This window comes from Methylotenera mobilis 13 (assembly GCF_000384255.1).
GTDB classification, from domain to species: Bacteria; Pseudomonadota; Gammaproteobacteria; order Burkholderiales; family Methylophilaceae; genus Methylotenera; species Methylotenera mobilis_B.
This window is the reverse complement of sequence record NZ_KB913035.1, coordinates 2,369,148-2,385,603: the sequence shown is the minus strand read 5'-3', so window position 1 is coordinate 2,385,603 and position 16,456 is coordinate 2,369,148. Positions and strand designations below refer to the sequence as shown.

Annotated in this window: 16 protein-coding genes; 4 read left to right on the top strand and 12 right to left on the bottom strand. The window is 42.4% G+C overall.

What is annotated here, in order from left to right:
- Nucleotides 1-189 precede the first annotated feature (189 nt).
- From ilvN to nadC, 4 genes are all read right to left on the bottom strand, one after another.
- Nucleotides 190-681 carry an acetolactate synthase small subunit gene (ilvN, locus tag A391_RS0111295; RefSeq protein WP_019899427.1) on the bottom strand — a complete coding sequence of 164 codons (492 nt, stop codon included), beginning with the start codon at nt 679-681 and terminating at the stop codon, nt 190-192.
- The gene (locus A391_RS0111290) at nt 681-2,405 is read right to left on the bottom strand and encodes an acetolactate synthase 3 catalytic subunit (protein ID WP_019899426.1); all 1,725 of its coding nucleotides are present in this window, start codon (nt 2,403-2,405) and stop codon (nt 681-683) included. Before A391_RS0111290 ends, ilvN begins: the two co-directional genes overlap by 1 nt.
- Nucleotides 2,406-2,577: 172 nt before the next feature.
- Nucleotides 2,578-4,362 (bottom strand): GspE/PulE family protein, encoded by a 1,785-nt coding sequence (locus A391_RS0111285; RefSeq protein ID WP_019899425.1) that lies wholly within the window; start codon nt 4,360-4,362, stop codon nt 2,578-2,580.
- Between the two features lie 95 nt (nt 4,363-4,457).
- Nucleotides 4,458-5,357, bottom strand: coding sequence for a carboxylating nicotinate-nucleotide diphosphorylase (gene nadC, locus A391_RS0111280; protein WP_019899424.1), 900 nt, complete (start codon nt 5,355-5,357; stop codon nt 4,458-4,460).
- Nucleotides 5,358-5,440: 83 nt separating this feature from the next.
- On the opposite strand from nadC, the gene A391_RS0111275 reads away from it, so the two are divergent.
- Nucleotides 5,441-6,055, top strand: a complete 615-nt coding sequence (locus tag A391_RS0111275) for a glutathione S-transferase N-terminal domain-containing protein (RefSeq protein ID WP_019899423.1) — start codon at nt 5,441-5,443, stop codon at nt 6,053-6,055.
- Nucleotides 6,056-6,165: 110 nt separating this feature from the next.
- On the opposite strand, the gene A391_RS0111270 is transcribed toward A391_RS0111275, so the two are convergent.
- The 4 genes from A391_RS0111270 to A391_RS0111255 all read right to left on the bottom strand — a co-directional run bounded on the left by A391_RS0111270 (nt 6,166) and on the right by A391_RS0111255 (nt 8,805).
- Complete coding sequence (locus A391_RS0111270; RefSeq protein WP_019899421.1) at nt 6,166-6,495, bottom strand: hypothetical protein; 330 nt, start codon at nt 6,493-6,495, stop codon at nt 6,166-6,168.
- A 15-nt stretch (nt 6,496-6,510) separates the two neighbouring features.
- On the bottom strand, nt 6,511-7,620 hold the full coding sequence (gene mnmA, locus A391_RS0111265) for a tRNA 2-thiouridine(34) synthase MnmA (protein WP_019899420.1): 1,110 nt from the start codon (nt 7,618-7,620) through the stop codon (nt 6,511-6,513).
- A gap of 26 nt (nt 7,621-7,646) precedes the next feature.
- Nucleotides 7,647-8,090: an NUDIX hydrolase gene (locus A391_RS0111260; protein ID WP_019899418.1), complete on the bottom strand. Its 444-nt coding sequence runs from the start codon at nt 8,088-8,090 to the stop codon at nt 7,647-7,649.
- Nucleotides 8,091-8,172: 82 nt separating this feature from the next.
- Nucleotides 8,173-8,805, bottom strand: coding sequence for a YchE family NAAT transporter (locus tag A391_RS0111255; RefSeq protein ID WP_019899415.1), 633 nt, complete (start codon nt 8,803-8,805; stop codon nt 8,173-8,175).
- Between the two features lie 74 nt (nt 8,806-8,879).
- Here A391_RS0111255 and A391_RS0111250 point away from each other — a divergent pair, with 74 nt between their 5' ends.
- Nucleotides 8,880-9,482: a Maf family protein gene (locus A391_RS0111250; protein WP_019899414.1), complete on the top strand. Its 603-nt coding sequence runs from the start codon at nt 8,880-8,882 to the stop codon at nt 9,480-9,482.
- Between the two features lie 27 nt (nt 9,483-9,509).
- Nucleotides 9,510-10,961, top strand: coding sequence for a ribonuclease G (rng, locus tag A391_RS0111245; RefSeq protein WP_019899413.1), 1,452 nt, complete (start codon nt 9,510-9,512; stop codon nt 10,959-10,961).
- Nucleotides 10,962-11,072: 111 nt separating this feature from the next.
- Here rng and A391_RS0111240 read toward each other — a convergent pair whose 3' ends face one another.
- Genes A391_RS0111240 through A391_RS0111225 form a run of 4 tightly spaced genes read right to left on the bottom strand, consistent with a single transcriptional unit; the run spans nt 11,073 to nt 15,339 of the window.
- Nucleotides 11,073-13,145 (bottom strand): dynamin family protein, encoded by a 2,073-nt coding sequence (locus tag A391_RS0111240; protein ID WP_019899412.1) that lies wholly within the window; start codon nt 13,143-13,145, stop codon nt 11,073-11,075.
- Nucleotides 13,146-13,159: 14 nt separating this feature from the next.
- Nucleotides 13,160-13,735 carry a YggT family protein gene (locus A391_RS0111235; protein WP_019899411.1) on the bottom strand — a complete coding sequence of 192 codons (576 nt, stop codon included), beginning with the start codon at nt 13,733-13,735 and terminating at the stop codon, nt 13,160-13,162.
- Nucleotides 13,736-13,753: 18 nt separating this feature from the next.
- On the bottom strand, nt 13,754-14,560 hold the full coding sequence (proC, locus tag A391_RS0111230) for a pyrroline-5-carboxylate reductase (RefSeq protein ID WP_019899410.1): 807 nt from the start codon (nt 14,558-14,560) through the stop codon (nt 13,754-13,756).
- Between the two features lie 59 nt (nt 14,561-14,619).
- Nucleotides 14,620-15,339, bottom strand: a complete 720-nt coding sequence (locus A391_RS0111225; RefSeq protein ID WP_019899409.1) for a YggS family pyridoxal phosphate-dependent enzyme — start codon at nt 15,337-15,339, stop codon at nt 14,620-14,622.
- A gap of 73 nt (nt 15,340-15,412) precedes the next feature.
- Between A391_RS0111225 and A391_RS0111220 the strand changes: the two genes are divergently transcribed.
- Nucleotides 15,413-16,456 (top strand): type IV pilus twitching motility protein PilT, encoded by a 1,044-nt coding sequence (locus A391_RS0111220; protein ID WP_019899407.1) that lies wholly within the window; start codon nt 15,413-15,415, stop codon nt 16,454-16,456.

Here is a 16,456-nt window from a genome sequence, read left to right as displayed (position 1 = left end):
TGCCACTGTTGCTTTGATACTACCAACTACATTGTTTAAGAAAACTACAATTTGTCTATCAAACACTTACCTTAGAAACACTTACCTTTGAGAAGCACTTAAATTTAGAACAATATCTAAATTGAGTGATTATCAGCACATTTTTGTATCATATGCGTCTAGTAGGTAGTGTTGTTCGTGTTGCAAAATCTATACTTTTAAAATTCTATCACCACGTCCGATACCGGATGCGCCAGTGCGTACGGTCTCTAAAATCGCAGCGTTGTCTAACCCTTCAATAAACGCGTCTAGCTTGTGGCCAGAACCAGTTAGCTCAATGGTGAATGTGCCATCTGCTACGTCAATAATTCGACCACGGAAAATGTCGCACATACGCTTCATTTCTTCACGGAACGCGCCTGTCGCCTTTACTTTAACCAGCATCAGCTCACGTTCAATAAATTTACCGTCGTTCAAATCAAGCACTTTAACTACATCTACCAGCTTGTTAAGCTGTTTAATGATTTGTTCAATCACGTCGTCAGAGCCAGAGGTGACAATTGTCATGCGTGATAATGTTGGGTCTTCAGTTGGCGCCACGGTTAAAGACTCGATGTTGTAGCCGCGTGCTGAGAAAAGTCCTGCGACGCGAGATAATGCGCCTGCTTCATTTTCCATCAATAGTGAAACAATATGACGCATTATAAGTCCTCCGCCAGAATCATTTCAGATAACCCTTTGCCGTTAGGAATCATAGGGAATACATTTTCTTTTTGGTCTGTAATGAAATCCATAAATACAAAGCGTGATTTCATGTCAAAAGCTTCTTTTAGCGCGCCTTCAACATCTTCTGGTTTGGTGATTTGCATACCAACATGGCCGTAAGACTCTGCAAGTTTTACAAAGTCAGGCAAGCTGTCCATGTATGACTCTGAGTAGCGATTCTCATAAAAGAATTCTTGCCATTGGCGCACCATGCCTAGGTAGCGATTGTTTAATAGAATCACTTTAATTGGTAGGCTGTATTGTTTACAGGTAGAAAGCTCTTGAATATTCATTTGAATACTGCCTTCACCTGTCACGCATGCTACTTGTGCAGTTGGATCGGCAAATTGACAGCCCATTGCGTAGGGTAAGCCGACACCCATCGTACCTAGGCCGCCAGAGTTAATCCAGCGGCGTGGTTTGTCAAATTTGTAGTACTGTGCTGCCCACATTTGGTGCTGCCCAACGTCAGATGTGACATAAGCGTCACCTTTAGTGACTTCCCAAAGCTTCTCAATCACATATTGTGGTTTGATCAGGCCGTTGCTATTGTTGTAGTCTAGGCAAAGCTTACCGCGCCAGCTTTCAATCTGTGTCCACCATGCTTTTAACGCTGGTGATTGCGTCGGCTTTTCAAGTGCAACGAGTTCGTTCATTTCGGCTAGGACTGATTTAACATCACCTACGATAGGCACGTGCACTTTGACGCGCTTAGAGATTGATGATGGGTCGATATCCACATGAATAATAGTGCGATCTTTGCTGTAGAAGTGATCAGTGTTGCCGATTACGCGGTCGTCAAAACGAGCGCCTACGGCTAATAGCACATCACAGTCCTGCATCGCCATGTTTGCTTCATACGTACCGTGCATACCAAGCATGCCTAAGAACTGTTTATCAGTGCTAGGGTAGCCACCTAAACCCATTAAGGTGTTAGTGACAGGTACGCCTAGGGCTTTAACAAGTTTAACTAATAACTCTGATGCGTCACCCAATACTAAGCCGCCACCTGTGTATACCATCGGGCGTTTAGCCTCAAGCAGTAACTTAACTGCCTTTTTGATTTGACCGCTATGGCCTTTGGTCACTGGATTGTATGAGCGCATTTCAACTGACTCAGGGTAAACAAAGTCAGCTAAGTGTGCCGTAATATCTTTCGGAATATCGACAACCACAGGGCCTGGTCTGCCAGTTTTTGCAATATAGAATGCTTTTTTCAGTGTTGTCGCAATGTCTTTTACATCTTTAACCAAAAAGTTGTGTTTAACGCATGGTCGCGTAACACCCACCATGTCTACCTCTTGGAATGCGTCTAGACCAATTGCTGGCACTGGCACCTGGCCGCTGATGACAACAAGAGGGATCGAGTCCATGTAGGCCGTTGCAATGCCGGTAATCGCATTAGTTGCGCCCGGGCCCGATGTGACAAGTGCAACACCTACTTCACCAGTTGCGCGTGAAAATGCATCTGCAGCATGCACGGCAGCTTGTTCGTGGCGAACGAGAATGTGTTTAAAGTGACCTTGCTTGTAAATTGCGTCGTAAATGTGCAGAACGGCACCACCTGGGTAGCCGAACACGAACTTTACATTCTCTTGTTCTAGGCAACGGATAACAATTTCTGCGCCTGTGATTTGATGCGGATGAGTAGTCTCTGCCATAAATCTTTTTGATTTTAATAATTTATTTGTAACCCTACACGATAACGGTTTGAGCGTGTTTGGTCAAGGAAGAAAGTGTTAAGCGCGCATATTTAATTGACTAAATTAACTAAAGTCGCTGTATTTTACTTTGTAAGTGATTTTTAAAAAAACCATCATAAAAACAAGGCTTTTACTCAAGTTCTAGCGGGGGCGCTACCTTGAGTAGTTCTTCAATGGTGGTGAGTCCTGCTGCTATCTTTTCTGCACCATTGATTATTAATGGTTGCATACCTTCTTGTTGCGCTAATTTAGTCAGTTTTGCTAAGTTTGTTTCTGGTGTGATGAGTTTTCTTAGTGCTGGAGTAATCGTAAGCATTTCATAAATACCGCTACGTCCTCTAAATCCTGTATTGCGACACTCTAGGCAACCAACGGCTTTATAAATGTGTGCAGGTTTTGGAATATTGAAGCTGCCAACGAGAGCATCCCATTTACTTTGTTCAATCGGTTCTTTTGTCTTGCAGCTTGGGCAAAGTGTCCGAACTAGTCGTTGCGCCATGATCCCCAGCACTGTGGAGTGTATGAGGTAAGATGGTACGCCCAAGTCTAGTAATCGTGTCACCGCGGATGGAGAGTCATTTGTGTGTAAGGTTGATAGGACTAAGTGTCCTGTTAATGCTGCTTGAATTGCCATGTCTGCAGTTTCAAGATCTCGAATTTCACCAACCATGATGATGTCTGGGTCTTGGCGCATGAGGGTGCGTATGCCATCAGCAAAGCCTAGACCTATGTTTTGTTGCACTTGCATTTGATTGAATGCAGGTTCAACCATTTCGATAGGCTCTTCGACCGTACATACGTTGACTTCTGAAGTAGCAAGTAGTTTTAATGTGGAGTAAAGGGTGGTTGTTTTTCCTGAGCCAGTTGGACCCGTCACTAGAATAATGCCGTTTGGTGCTTTGGTCCATGAGTTCCACTTCTCTGCTTGGTCTTTCGAAAACCCAAGTGTGAGAAAGTCTTTGCCAGATATATCTGGTGAAAATATACGCATGACTAGCTTTTCACCAAACGCGGTAGGCATGGTGGATAAACGCAACTCGATTTCCTGGCCTTCAGCAGAGAGCGTTTTGATGCGGCCATCCTGTGGGCGGCGCTTTTCAACCATATCCATACGCCCTAGTAGCTTAATTCGGCTAGTAATGGCGTTCATAATGTTAGGTGGCAGTTGATAGACTTGATGCAGCACACCGTCGATTCGAAAACGCATCATGCCCATATTACGTCTAGGTTCTAAATGAATATCGCTGGCGCGTTGCTCAAAGGCATATTTAAATAGCCAGTCAACGATGTTGACTACGTGCTGTTCATTGGCATCTAGATTTTTATCTTTGCCCAGTTCAACTAGCTGCTCAAAGTTCTGTACGCCAACAATCTGTCCTGCTTTTGCTAGATTGGCTGCGTTCATTGAGCTGGCTAGCTTGTACATTTCTGGTAGGTAGCGGCTTACTTCCAGCGGGTTGGCAAATACCAGCTTCACTTTCATTTTAAGGACGCGCTCTAGATCTTCGATCCAGTCCGTATTGAAAGGCTCAGTAGTGGCAATAATTGCCATGCCGTCCTTCACTGCGATTGGCATGATTTTTAGGCGCTCTGCATATCCTTTGGAAACAATTTGGGCCGCAGAACCAAAATCTAACTTGAGTGGATCAATATGGTAGTAATCTAAGCCAGCATGGGTAGCAAGCCATGATGAAAGCCATTCTACTGTGATCGCGTTGTGTGGTGTGTTCAGGCTTTTCCACTTTTGTTCACCAATCACTACCAGTGGATGCAGGTTGGAGCTATCTAGTTTACGGTCTTTGTATAGTTTTTCAGCTTGCTCTTTATCTAGTATGCCATCGTTAACCAAAATACGTAGCGTATCACCTAGCGTTAGGCGACCCGTGGGTTTGATTGATATTGCAGCTTTACTCATTTTTTGCCTTTTAAACTAGAAGTGACCTTTTAACATAAATGCAATATAAGGAACTCGTTTGTATCTTAGCATGTACTTCTTTTTTGTGATGAGCTTTAAGTATTGGGTATGATTTGCATTGATAAATCAATCGCATTGATATCTTTGGTGATTGCGCCAATTGATATGCGGTCAACCCCTGTTTTGGCAACCTCGAGAACGTTGTTTAACGTAATACCTCCTGATGCTTCCAGTATCGCTTTTTTAACAGCCGAGTTGTTCAATCTCACGGCTTCATGGAGTAGATCAAGGTTGAAATTATCTAGAAGGATGCTGGTAGCGCCGGCCTCCAGTGCTTCTTGTAGTTGTTGTAAGTTTTCGACTTCAATTTGTATGCTTTTATCACATTTAAGTGCAAAAGCTTGTTGCATCACCTTGCTTATACTGCCAGCTGCCGCAATGTGATTTTCTTTAATTAATATGCCGTCATATAGTGCAAGCCTCTGATTATGGCCTCCGCCGACAGTGACTGCATACTTTTGCGCTAATCGCAGATTAGGAATAGTTTTTCTAGTGTCTAGAATTTTTGCAGATGTGCCAGCAATAGCATCTACATATTTAGCAGATTTGGTCGCTGTCGCAGATAGTGTTTGCAGGAAATTAAGTGCGCATCGTTCTGAAGTTAATAGTGAGCGAGCTAAGCCTGTCATGTTACATAATGTCTGATTAGGTTGAACCCGTTCTCCTTCTGTTACAAGCCAATCAATTTTCACATTAGCGTCGACTTGTTTGAAGCATTCGTTAAACCAATCAATACCGCAAATAACAGCATGCTCACGTACAATCACTTTTGCCTTAGCTGTTTGTCTAGCGGGCACTAATAAGGCAGTAAGATCGCCGCTGCCGATGTCTTCTGCCAGTGCGCTTTTGACTTGCGACTGCACCATTGAGTTGAAATCAGTTTGTGCGTTGAGGTTTTTTAGCCCGATTGGGTGGTATTCGTTATTTTGCTTCATAAGTTATCGTAAGTAGGGCCTGTGATTGAATTATAATGCTAACAAAGAATCTATAAACATCAACATTGTCATCAGTAAATATTATGAAGCTTTTATACACAGTAAATAGTCCATATGCACGCAAAGTTCGTATTGTTGCGGCAGAAAAACATATTGAGGTCCAATTACAAGAGGTGGTGTTGTCAGCACCAGACTGTCCTGTTAAAGACTATAACCCTTTAGGTAAAGTCCCCGTGTTGATTTTAAGTGATGGTGACAGTTTGTACGATTCTCGTGTGATTGCCGAATATTTAGATAACCGGACACCGTTAGCACATTTAATTCCGAAAGATAATGGTGCTAAGTCTGCTGTACGTAGATGGGAAGCCTTGGCTGATGGAGTTTGTGATGCAGCTGTTGCGGTAATGCTAGAACAAAGAAAATCAGCGCAAATGCAGGATCCTGCGTTTATTGTAAAGCAAATGGATAAAGTGACGCGTGGCCTAGCTGTGTTAAATAATGATTTAGGCCAAAATAAATGGTGTGTGGATGACACCTTTAGTTTGGCTGATATTGCAGTAGGTTGTACCTTGGGTTATCTTGGTCTCAGGTTTAGCCAAGAGATTAATTTAGCGGAAGACTATGCAAACTTGGAGCGCTTGCAGTTAACTTTGCTACAACGTCAGTCATTTAAAGATACTTTACCAGTGGCTAATTAATGACAGTAATTGTGTATTGTTTAGCAGATATGCCACTCGATATTTGCTGATAATATACACAGTATTTATTGAGCAACAAAACTTTAGTGAAACTAAGGTTTTGTTAACGGTTAAAAGAGCTCGCTACTATCATCAAGAATGCCAGCAAGGTGTGATTTGCTACGCATAGACTGCCTTTGATTCAGGCGTTTTTGGGCATGCTCTGGCAGGTCTGTAAAGCGTATCACGTTACGCTCAATCAGTAGCGAAATTAAGTCCTCTAATACCCTTGCTAAATGTATGTCACTTTCACGAAATGGATCACTTTCAGCCAGTGATTTTTCTAAGAAATCAATGTAGGCTTTATCTGTGGCAACAATCTCTACCCATTCGTCACTCAGCTTTTCAGTAGCGCTGGATGCGACAATTTGGCCTAAGTGGTTTTTAAGTACATATGCCATGATGTCTTCCTTATTTTATATTGCACCAGTAATAATACCGCCACCAAGGCATACATTGCTTTCATAAACGACAGCTGATTGGCCTGGGGTGATTGCCCATTGTTTTTGTCCAAATTTAATTTCCACTTCATTGCTGCTGATGCTATCAATTTCACATGGCGCGTCAGGCTGGCGGTAACGGGTTTTTGCAGCATAAACCCAGTTAGTGATTGGGTTTTCATCACTAATCCAGTGAAGTTGACTTGCTTTTAGGCCATCATTAAGTAGTAATGGGTGTTCATGGCCCTGCACGACGATGAGTTCGTTCTTTTCCATGTCTTTAGCTGCAACAAACCAAGGCTCGCCATTACTCTCGCGACTCCCCCCAATTTTTAAGCCCTGACGTTGCCCTAATGTGTAATACATTAAGCCTTCGTGGCGGCCGACGAGTTTGCCTTCTGGCGTTTTTATATCACCTGGCTCACGTGGCAGGTATTTACTTAGGAACTCCTGAAATGGACGTTCGCCGATAAAGCAAATGCCAGTAGAGTCTTTTTTTTCTGCATTAATTAGCCCGGCATTACGTGCTATTTCACGTACTTCGCGTTTTAGGTGTTGGCCTAATGGGAATAATGTTTTAGATAATTGGGCTTGATTTAAGCGGTATAAAAAGTAACTTTGGTCTTTGCTACCATCATCTGCTTTCATAAGTTGAAATAAACCCGGTTTTAGTGGGTTCTCACGCACTTGTGCATAGTGGCCAGTGGCAATTAAATCTGCACCCATGCTCATGGCATGATCTAAAAACGCTTTGAATTTGATTTCAGCGTTGCAGAGAATGTCTGGGTTAGGCGTGCGACCAGCTTGATACTCGCTCAGAAAATTTGCAAATACACGGTCTTTATATTCTTTACTGAAGTTAACAGCTTCGATGTCGATGCCTATTTTGTCTGCGACGGAAACAGCATCGATTAAATCTTGCTTGCTTGAACAGTATTCGTCAGTATCGTCATCTTCCCAGTTTTTCATGAAAAGACCTGTCACTTCATAACCTTGTTGCTTGAGCAGTAGGGCTGTCACTGAGGAGTCTACGCCGCCGGAAAGGCCGACCACTATTTTCTTTTTTTGAGCTTTATTTAAATTCATGATTCAAATTCATCAGGTATTTTGGATTATAAGTGCGTCACGACTGAGAGTGGAAAATGCTGTCCACTCAGATAGTCTTCAATGCAGGTAATGACTTGTGGGCTACGCATGAGCATGGCGTTGTTGCGAATTTCCTCAGCCGACATCCAGACTGTGCGAATAATGCCGTCATCTAGACCAAGCGCTGGTTGGTGATTACTCACGCTGCCTATGTATGCAAACCTTAAGTAAGTTGTGTCATTGTGCTCATGTTTCCAGTGGTAGACACCCAGTAAACTGGTTGGATGAAAGGTATAAGCAGTTTCTTCCAAGGTTTCGCGTATTACTGCTTCCAGCAAAGTTTCGTTATCTTCAAGATGTCCAGCTGGCTGGTTGAATCGGCTTCCGCGATCCGTCGTTTCTTCTACCAGTAAAAATTTACCGTTTTCTTCGATAATTGCCGCGACTGTGGCATGTGGCTTCCATTGCATAATGATGTCTTAAGTTAATGTAACGTTATTTTACTCTGAAGCATGCCATTTACTGAAATATCTCTTCAGGAGTTAATGTATATCATGCCAGCGCAGGGAAAAGTCCAGTTAAGCCGTGTGCAATAAATTCAACAGCCATGGCAGCTAAAATTAACCCCATTAACCTTGTGACAACATTAATGCCGATAGTGCCTAGCTTGTACGAAATTTTGACTGATAGCTTCAGTACTAGCCATATGGTCAGGCAGACAAGAGATATGGGAATGATGAGTGAAAGATGGCCTATCAGACTAGCGTTTTTTTGAGCGGCAATAATCATATTACTGATGGCTCCTGGTCCAGCAAGCAATGGAATGCTGAGCGGCACAATCGCGATAACTTCCCGTTCAGCAAGTGTTTGGGCTTCTTCTGGTGTTTGGCTGGTGCCACTTTGTTTACCGTGCATCATTGAAATTGCGATTAACATCAACAGGATACCACCACCGACCTGAAACGATGGGATAGAAACCCCAAAGAAGTCTAAGATTTGATCCCCCATGAGTGACGACACCATCAGAATGATAAATACTGAAAAAGCTACCGTTTTAGCGGTTTGTGCTCTTTCTGCGTGGCTCCAGCCACTCGTCGCACTAATGAAAATAGGGACACTGCCAATAGGGTTGACAATAGCAAACAAGCCTAGGCTGATTTTAAATAAACTTGGCCAATCGATCATATTCATTCCCATTTCATGCAATCTAATGCCATTAACGCGTTGTTAATTCTTAGATAGTAAATTAAAGTGCCTATATGTGGAAAAATAATCATAAAAATTCAACCATTATTCTTGCATCACGCAGCCCTCGTCGCGTGGAACTGCTGAAGCAGATTGGCTTAGATTGTGAAATCTATCCAGCGGATATCGATGAGTCTCAATTGCCCAATGAGTCGCCAGTGCAATATGTGCTGAGGTTGGCTCAGGAGAAAGCAACTGCTTGTGCATCTATGCTACCAACAGAGTATCTTAATTATCCTATCTTGGCCGCAGATACAACGGTGGCTTTATCTGACCTTGTACTAGGTAAGCCTGTAGATGACGACGATGCGCGTGATATGCTAAGCAAGTTATCGGCTGGCACGCATCAAGTGCATACGGCAGTAGCGCTGAGTTTTAATGGTGAGCTTGAGGTGTTATTGAGCTCGACTAATGTTGAAATGATGACGTTGTCGGCGGAACAAATTGAACAATATATTGCCACCGGAGATCATCGAGACAAAGCAGGCAGCTATGGCATTCAGGGCCTAGCGGGTGCTTGGGTTAAAAAAATTGAAGGAAGTTATACTGGCGTGATGGGTTTGCCGATCTATGAAACAGCAGCTTTGTTAAGAAAACATCGCATTATTACGATTTAAACGATTAATGAATGAAGTGAGTATAAATTGAGCGAAGAAGTATTAATTAACGTAACGCCGCAAGAAACTCGTATTGCCATGATGGAAAATGGTGTGGTGCAAGAGCTGCAAATTGAGCGTAGTTCATCATTAGGTTTAGTGGGTAATATCTACAGAGGCGTGGTATGCAGAGTCTTGCCAGGCATGCAGTCTGCTTTTGTTGAAGTTGGTTTGCAAAGAGCCGCTTTTTTGCATGCAGGAGATGTTTTGGCTTGCGGTGATGCAGAGTTGAAACGGCCGATACAAGAAGTGTTGCATGAAGGTCAGTCTGTGATGGTGCAGGTGATTAAAGAGCCAATCGGCACCAAAGGTGCGCGCTTGACGACGCAAATTAGTATTGCTGGGCGCTTCTTGGTGTACTTACCTCAACAAGAGCATATTGGTGTTTCTCAGCGTATTGAAGTTGAGGCAGAACGAGAGTCTTTAAAAGCACGGTTGCTAGGTTTGTTGCCTGCAGAGCGCGTTGGAGGCTATATTATTCGCACTATGTCTGAGGCGGCTACCGATGAGGAGTTATTAGCAGATATAGACTATTTAAATAAAACTTGGATGCATATTAAAGGCAAGAGTATTACGGTTCCAGAGCGAACCTTGATATTTCAAGATCTGAATTTACCGATGAGAGTCTTGCGTGATGTGTTGTGTGCTGATACAGAAGTTGTGCGTGTCGATTCGAGTGAGACGTATCAAAAGTTAGTAGATTTTTCTAATTTATATGCAATCGCAGCACTTGATAAACTGGTGCATTACCAAGGTGAGCGGCCACTGTTTGATTTATATAATATCGAGCAGGAAATTGAAAAGGCAATGTCACGTAAGGTAGAGCTAAAATCTGGTGGGTATTTGATTTTTGACCAGACTGAAGCGTTGACCACTGTCGATGTAAACACTGGTAGTTTTGTCAGTGGTAAGAATCTATCAGACACGATTTTCAAGACCAATCTCGAGGCGGCACAGTCTATTGCACGTCAATTGCGGCTCAGAAACTTGGGTGGCATTATCATTATTGATTTTATCGATATGGATGAAGATGTTCAGCGCGCAGCTGTGCTCGAAGAGCTACAAAAAGCAGTCTCGCGTGATCGGGCGCGAACTGGCATTAATGGTTTTACGCCGCTAGGATTGGTGGAGATGACGCGTAAAAGAACGCGTGAGAGCTTGGCGCATATTCTTTGTGAGCCATGCTCTACATGTAAAGGCCGTGGTGAATTAAAAACTGCGCAAACGGTATGTTATGAAATTTTACGTGAACTGCTGCGGGAGGCCCGCCAGTTTAGTGCGCGTGAGTTGCGTGTGCTTGCCGCACCTAAAGTAATTGAGATGCTACTTGATGAAGAGTCGCAGAGTTTAGCGAACCTATCGGATTTTATCGCTAAGCCTATTTCATTGCAGGTTGAAACTAGCTATGGGCAAGAGTCATTTGATATTATTTTGATGTAGTTAATTGATTAACTGCCAGATATAGACTTAACTTCAGTGGTGTCTATATCTAGCCTTCATCATTTTGCTTTGCATTGAGCTACGAACTTAAATTGCATATTATTTAAATACCTATATAAACGGTGCATCAAACTTTGTAGTCGGCTTCTGGTTGCTGCTGCCCGTTAGATTTGCAGTACCCATATTTAATTGCACTACCTTACCATCTGCTGATAGATCGGTATTGAACTTAACGCTACGCATGAGTTTGAGTAACGTAGCGTCCAGCTGATTAGATTGCTCTTGAAATTTAATCAAGTCTTTTTCAGCATTCGTTATGTTTTTAATCACCTTGTCTGCATTGTTATGTGATTCCATCAGCGATTCTGCACGTTGATCAAGCGCGCTTTTGTGCACACTGATTTGATCTTTTAACTCCCCGATGACTTGATTGAGCCAGCGGGTGCAGTCTAAATGGGCTTGTTCGAAAATAGCTTGGATTTGCACACCTAAGCCTAAGAAGAACTTACGAATTAAGAAATTTTTTTCTGTTAGCAGGTTGACTGGGCTCGTACAAAACTCTTCGGTCACTTTCTCTAAAGCTTGAATATTTTCAATAAAGTGACGCATGTCGAGTTCGACCGCTTCTGTTTTCTCAAAGCCATGTTTACTTGAAAAAAGCTGATATAAATCATCCGCATGTTTTTTAATAATCTGGCCTTCAATACTAATCTCTTCAGCAAGATTGATTGCAAGGCGTGTAATTTCTCGAATGTTGCGGTTCAGTCCAACAGTTGTCCAACTGTCGCCCATATCTTGTTTGGTTTGAGCTAGCGTTGTATCTAAGTAGCCAAGACTTAAATGGCGCAATAGTTTGCTGCTTAATCGTTTAATTTTTTCACTACCTTGGTTAAAGGTAAGAATTGACGACTCGTAGCGTTTCCGTTCTGCCACTACTTTAGCTAAAATTTCTTTAGAAGCATCATGGCTTTTGTGCTGAAGTTCACGCAATTCAGCAAGTTGATTTTTTGCGCTGTCTACTCGAATCTGAGCAAGCTTTCGAGACGCTCTAATCATGTTTGAGCACTCAGTGACCACGGCTCTACCAAGAATTTCGTGTTTTGATTGCACCATTTGCTCGGCGAGGGAGTTTTCTAGCCCATTGATTCCACTACGTTTAAGTAGGGCAGGATCTTTTCTGATTTTTGCTACTAATGCTTTTTGTGCTGAAATGGCAAAAATATTTTGTGAATCTAAGCCAAGCTCATGCGCTGTGTTTCTTATTTGCTTTTGAATTAAGAGTTCAACTTCAGCATCTGACTCTAGACCGTCCCAAAGAATGTCTATCTTATTGAGTACAACTAATTTATGCGCTACGCGTTTTTGCACATAATTAGTCCAAATCTGCATGTCTGATTTGGTAATACCTGTATCTGTAGCAGTCAGGAATAGAATTGCTTGCGCATTAGGTAAAATGCTCAGCGTGAGCTCTGGTTCAGCCCCCATGGTGTTTAGACCAGGGGTGTCCAGAACTACTAATCCATTTTTCAGTAAGGGGTGAGGATAGTTGATGAGTGCATGACGCCAAACAGGGATTTCAACTTTTCCGTTTTCGGCAAGTTGTCTTTGCATGCTGGAGTCGTCTTCATTCCAAAATCCCAGTTTCTTGGCTGTATCAATATCGACATCTCTTTTTTGAACCAATGCACGTAAAGTTTGTTTCATTGCATCAGCAGAATTGATATCTAGGCGTATTTTATGCCATACATCTTGAGTTGTTTTCAGATAGCTCAGTGTATCGTCTGACTGCCTAGTTTCAATCGGTAAGAGCTTAATACAAGGCTCTTCTTTGTCGCTCCAGAAAATCTCTGTCGGACACATCGTAGTGCGGCCAGGCTCACTAGGAAGCAGTCTTTGATTAAAGTCAGAAAAAAACAGTGCATTAATGGTTTCAGTTTTTCCACGCGAGAACTCTGCTAAAAATGCGAGCACTAACTGATCTTTTTTTAAAATTTCCTTAATATCATATAGTCGTAACTCTTGAATGGCGTTGAGCGATTCAGCATGGCCTGGCCAATCAATATACTCATCAATCGTAGCAATAAGATTTTCTCGCCACTGGCTGTACTCTGTAATTTTCGAAGTTAAGTTCGAAACAGCAGTAATCGCTTGATCTTGTGCAGTATTAGATATCGGTATACTCATGATGTTATCTTAACTTACAACGTGGAAAGTAAGTTACTTTCTAATGGAATTAGTATAGTAATTAGCAATAACTGTGCCGTAATGATAAACACCAGTGGGCTGAGGTCAAAGTTGCCCGCGGGCGGGATGTATTTTCTTAATATATTTAATATGGGATATGTCAGGCTATTTAAAACAGGGGCAATTGGCGTATGTGGATTAATCCAACTCAAGATTGCTTGGATTAAAACAGCATAAAGGAAAATGGAGAGGCTAATATTGAGAATGCCAATGAGGGCTACGCCAACAATAACGAACCACACTGTACTTCCAGCAACAAGAATGGGAAAGCCTTTTAGCCACAAAGTACATGTGCTGAGAATAATCTGTGTTAGATATGCGAGCAATAGTGTTGATAAATCAAACTTTCCAATACTAGGTAAAAAGCGGCGCACAGGTTTTACAGCAAAGTTAGTCACGGTTACGATCAGTTGAGCAATTTGATTTTGGAACGGCGCCTTTGTTAGTTGAAAGTAGAACCGTAATAAAAATGCAAAGCTGAGCAAGCCTAGTACAGCTTGTATTAAGAATAAGATAGCATTATTTAACATAGTTATTTTCCCGGTAAATTACTTACCTAGAATGTCTCCAAGTGTCACTGATTTGTCGGCTGCAGCTTTGGCGGCATTTGCAACAATGTGTTTAATATCAGCAGATTCTAAGCTTAATATGCCTTGCTCAGTAGTGCCACCTTTAGATGTGACTTGAGCGCGTAGGGTTTTAATATCAGTTTCGCTTTGTGAGGCTAGTAAACTCGCGCCAGCAAATGTCTGTAATGCGAGCATCTTGGCCTCATCCTCTTTTAGACCTAGTGCCACGCCTGCTTCTTGTAGCGCCTCTATGAAATAAAATACATAAGCTGGCCCGCTACCTGATATTGCTGTCACAGCATCCATTTTAGTCTCGTCATCAAGCCACAGCGTCTTGCCAACAGCTGCAAGTATTGTACTGGCTTGATCACGTTGCGTTTGGTTCACGCTCTGCATTGCATAAAGTGCTGAAACACCCGCTTGAATTTGTGCCGGTGTATTCGGCATGACACGTACAATATCTTTGTACTCACCTAACCATGCGGAGATATCCTTACTCCTTACCCCTGCAGCAATAGATACAATGAGCTGACTTTCTAGCACGGGACGTAATTGATGGCAGACTTCTTTAAGTTGCTGTGGCTTAATGGCTAAAACAATGACATCTGTGTTGCGAAACTCAGCATAAGTGTCGGTAACTTGAACATTTAGATCGTGTGCTAACTCAATACGTTTTTGAGCGTCTAGCTCCAAAATCGTAATGTCGGACATCTTAAAACCATTTTGAGATAAGCCGCCAATGATTGCGCGTGCCATATTGCCACCGCCAATAAAGTTAATCTTCATTTAAGTCCTTAGATTTTAGTATGTAATTTATCTTACTCTATTAAGTGTTTACGGATAAGTTAGGTGTCGTTGTTTGTTGATAAAGCAGTATTCTTTACATTGGCTCTTGCGCCAAAGAGAGCAGATCCTATCCGTACAATTGTTGCTCCTTGGCTGATTGCTGATTCATAATCGTTAGACATGCCGATGGATAGTGTGTCCAGTGCAAAGCCTCTACGGATAAGCGCATCATAGCATTCTCTTACTTGCGCAAATTGAGCAATTTGTTGTGCTGGGTCGATTGAAGGTGCTGGAATTGCCATTAATCCGCGTAGTTTCAAGTTTGGTAATAGGCTGATAGCCTCTGCTAATGTTTCCAGTTGATCTGGTAGAACGCCACTTTTAGTATCTTCGTTACTTACATTCACTTGTATGCAGACATTTAGTGGCATTTTGATTGATGCTCTTGCGTCATTCAAGCGCTGGGCGATTTTCAGACGATCTACACTATGAACCCAGCTGAAGTTTTGCCCAATAAGCTGTGTTTTATTGCTCTGTATCGGTCCAATAAAGTGCCACTCTATGGCTAGGTCAGTTAACTGTTTTTGTTTCTCTAGTGCTTCTTGGCTATAGTTCTCACCGAAGATGGTTTGCCCTGCTGTATAAGCTTCCCTGATTGCAGACGCTGGTTGCGCTTTACTGACTGCCAGCAATTCCACGTGTTGGTGATAAGCGCTGGCAGCTTCTGCCGATTGAATAGTTGCTAGAATATCTTGCAAGCGATTGCTAATTGTGGTCATAATTCACTAAGCCTAGAAGTTCGAGCATGTAATAATTGAAAATTAACCATTGGAATTATATCAGGAGCAGGTTGTGGATATTTCGGATTTACTCGCATTTTCAGTTAAAAATAAAGCCTCAGATTTGCATTTATCTGCAGGCCTGCCTCCAATGATCCGTGTTCACGGAGATATTAGAAAAATTAATGTACCAGCGATGGATCATAGTGAAGTGCATGATATGGTTTACGATATTATGAACGATGGTCAGCGTAAGGTTTATGAAGAAACGCTGGAGTGTGACTTCTCATTTGAAATTCCTAACTTAGCCCGTTTCCGTGTCAACGCTTTTAACCATAACCGTGGTTCAGGAGCGGTATTCCGTACGATTCCTTCAAAAATATTAACCTTAGAGCAACTTAATTGCCCAGCTATTTTTAAAGATATTGCAGACACACCTCGCGGTATTTGTTTAGTCACTGGACCTACTGGTTCTGGTAAATCCACTACCTTGGCAGCGATGATTGATTATATTAATGATAAAGAATTTGGACATATCCTGACGGTTGAAGACCCAATTGAGTTTGTGCATCAATCTAAGAAGTGCTTAATCAACCAGCGTGAAGTTGGGCCACATACATTGTCATTTAACAATGCGTTACGCTCAGCATTGCGTGAGGACCCTGATGTGATTTTGGTTGGTGAGTTACGTGATCTGGAGACTATCCGTTTGGCGCTGACTGCAGCAGAAACTGGGCATATGGTGTTTGGTACCTTACATACAAGCTCTGCGGCTAAAACGGTAGACCGTATTATTGACGTGTTTCCCGCAGCAGAAAAAGAAATGGTACGCTCAATGTTGTCTGAGTCTTTGCGCGCAGTGATTTCTCAAACACTGCTAAAAACAAAAGATGAACAAGGGCGCGTTGCTGCACATGAAATTATGATTGGTACACCTGCGATTCGTAACTTGATTCGTGAAAATAAGATTCCACAAATGTACTCAGCGATTCAAACAGGCCAAAATGTAGGGATGCAGACCTTAGATCAAAACTTACAGGATCTAGTCAAACGCGGTGTGGTTTCAGCAAGTGAAGCACGCTCCAAAGCGGCAAACAAAGATGCAATTATGGGCTAG

Coding starts and splice junctions, on each gene's coding strand:
- ilvN (WP_019899427.1), bottom strand. CDS start 681: ATGCGTCATATTGTTTCACTATTGATGGAAAATGAAGCAGGCGCATTA.
- A391_RS0111290 (WP_019899426.1), bottom strand. CDS start 2,405: ATGGCAGAGACTACTCATCCGCATCAAATCACAGGCGCAGAAATTGTT.
- A391_RS0111285 (WP_019899425.1), bottom strand. CDS start 4,362: ATGAGTAAAGCTGCAATATCAATCAAACCCACGGGTCGCCTAACGCTA.
- nadC (WP_019899424.1), bottom strand. CDS start 5,357: ATGAAGCAAAATAACGAATACCACCCAATCGGGCTAAAAAACCTCAAC.
- A391_RS0111275 (WP_019899423.1), top strand. CDS start 5,441: ATGAAGCTTTTATACACAGTAAATAGTCCATATGCACGCAAAGTTCGT.
- A391_RS0111270 (WP_019899421.1), bottom strand. CDS start 6,495: ATGGCATATGTACTTAAAAACCACTTAGGCCAAATTGTCGCATCCAGC.
- mnmA (WP_019899420.1), bottom strand. CDS start 7,620: ATGAATTTAAATAAAGCTCAAAAAAAGAAAATAGTGGTCGGCCTTTCC.
- A391_RS0111260 (WP_019899418.1), bottom strand. CDS start 8,090: ATGCAATGGAAGCCACATGCCACAGTCGCGGCAATTATCGAAGAAAAC.
- A391_RS0111255 (WP_019899415.1), bottom strand. CDS start 8,805: ATGATCGATTGGCCAAGTTTATTTAAAATCAGCCTAGGCTTGTTTGCT.
- A391_RS0111250 (WP_019899414.1), top strand. CDS start 8,880: ATGTGGAAAAATAATCATAAAAATTCAACCATTATTCTTGCATCACGC.
- A391_RS0111240 (WP_019899412.1), bottom strand. CDS start 13,145: ATGAGTATACCGATATCTAATACTGCACAAGATCAAGCGATTACTGCT.
- A391_RS0111235 (WP_019899411.1), bottom strand. CDS start 13,735: ATGTTAAATAATGCTATCTTATTCTTAATACAAGCTGTACTAGGCTTG.
- proC (WP_019899410.1), bottom strand. CDS start 14,560: ATGAAGATTAACTTTATTGGCGGTGGCAATATGGCACGCGCAATCATT.
- A391_RS0111225 (WP_019899409.1), bottom strand. CDS start 15,339: ATGACCACAATTAGCAATCGCTTGCAAGATATTCTAGCAACTATTCAA.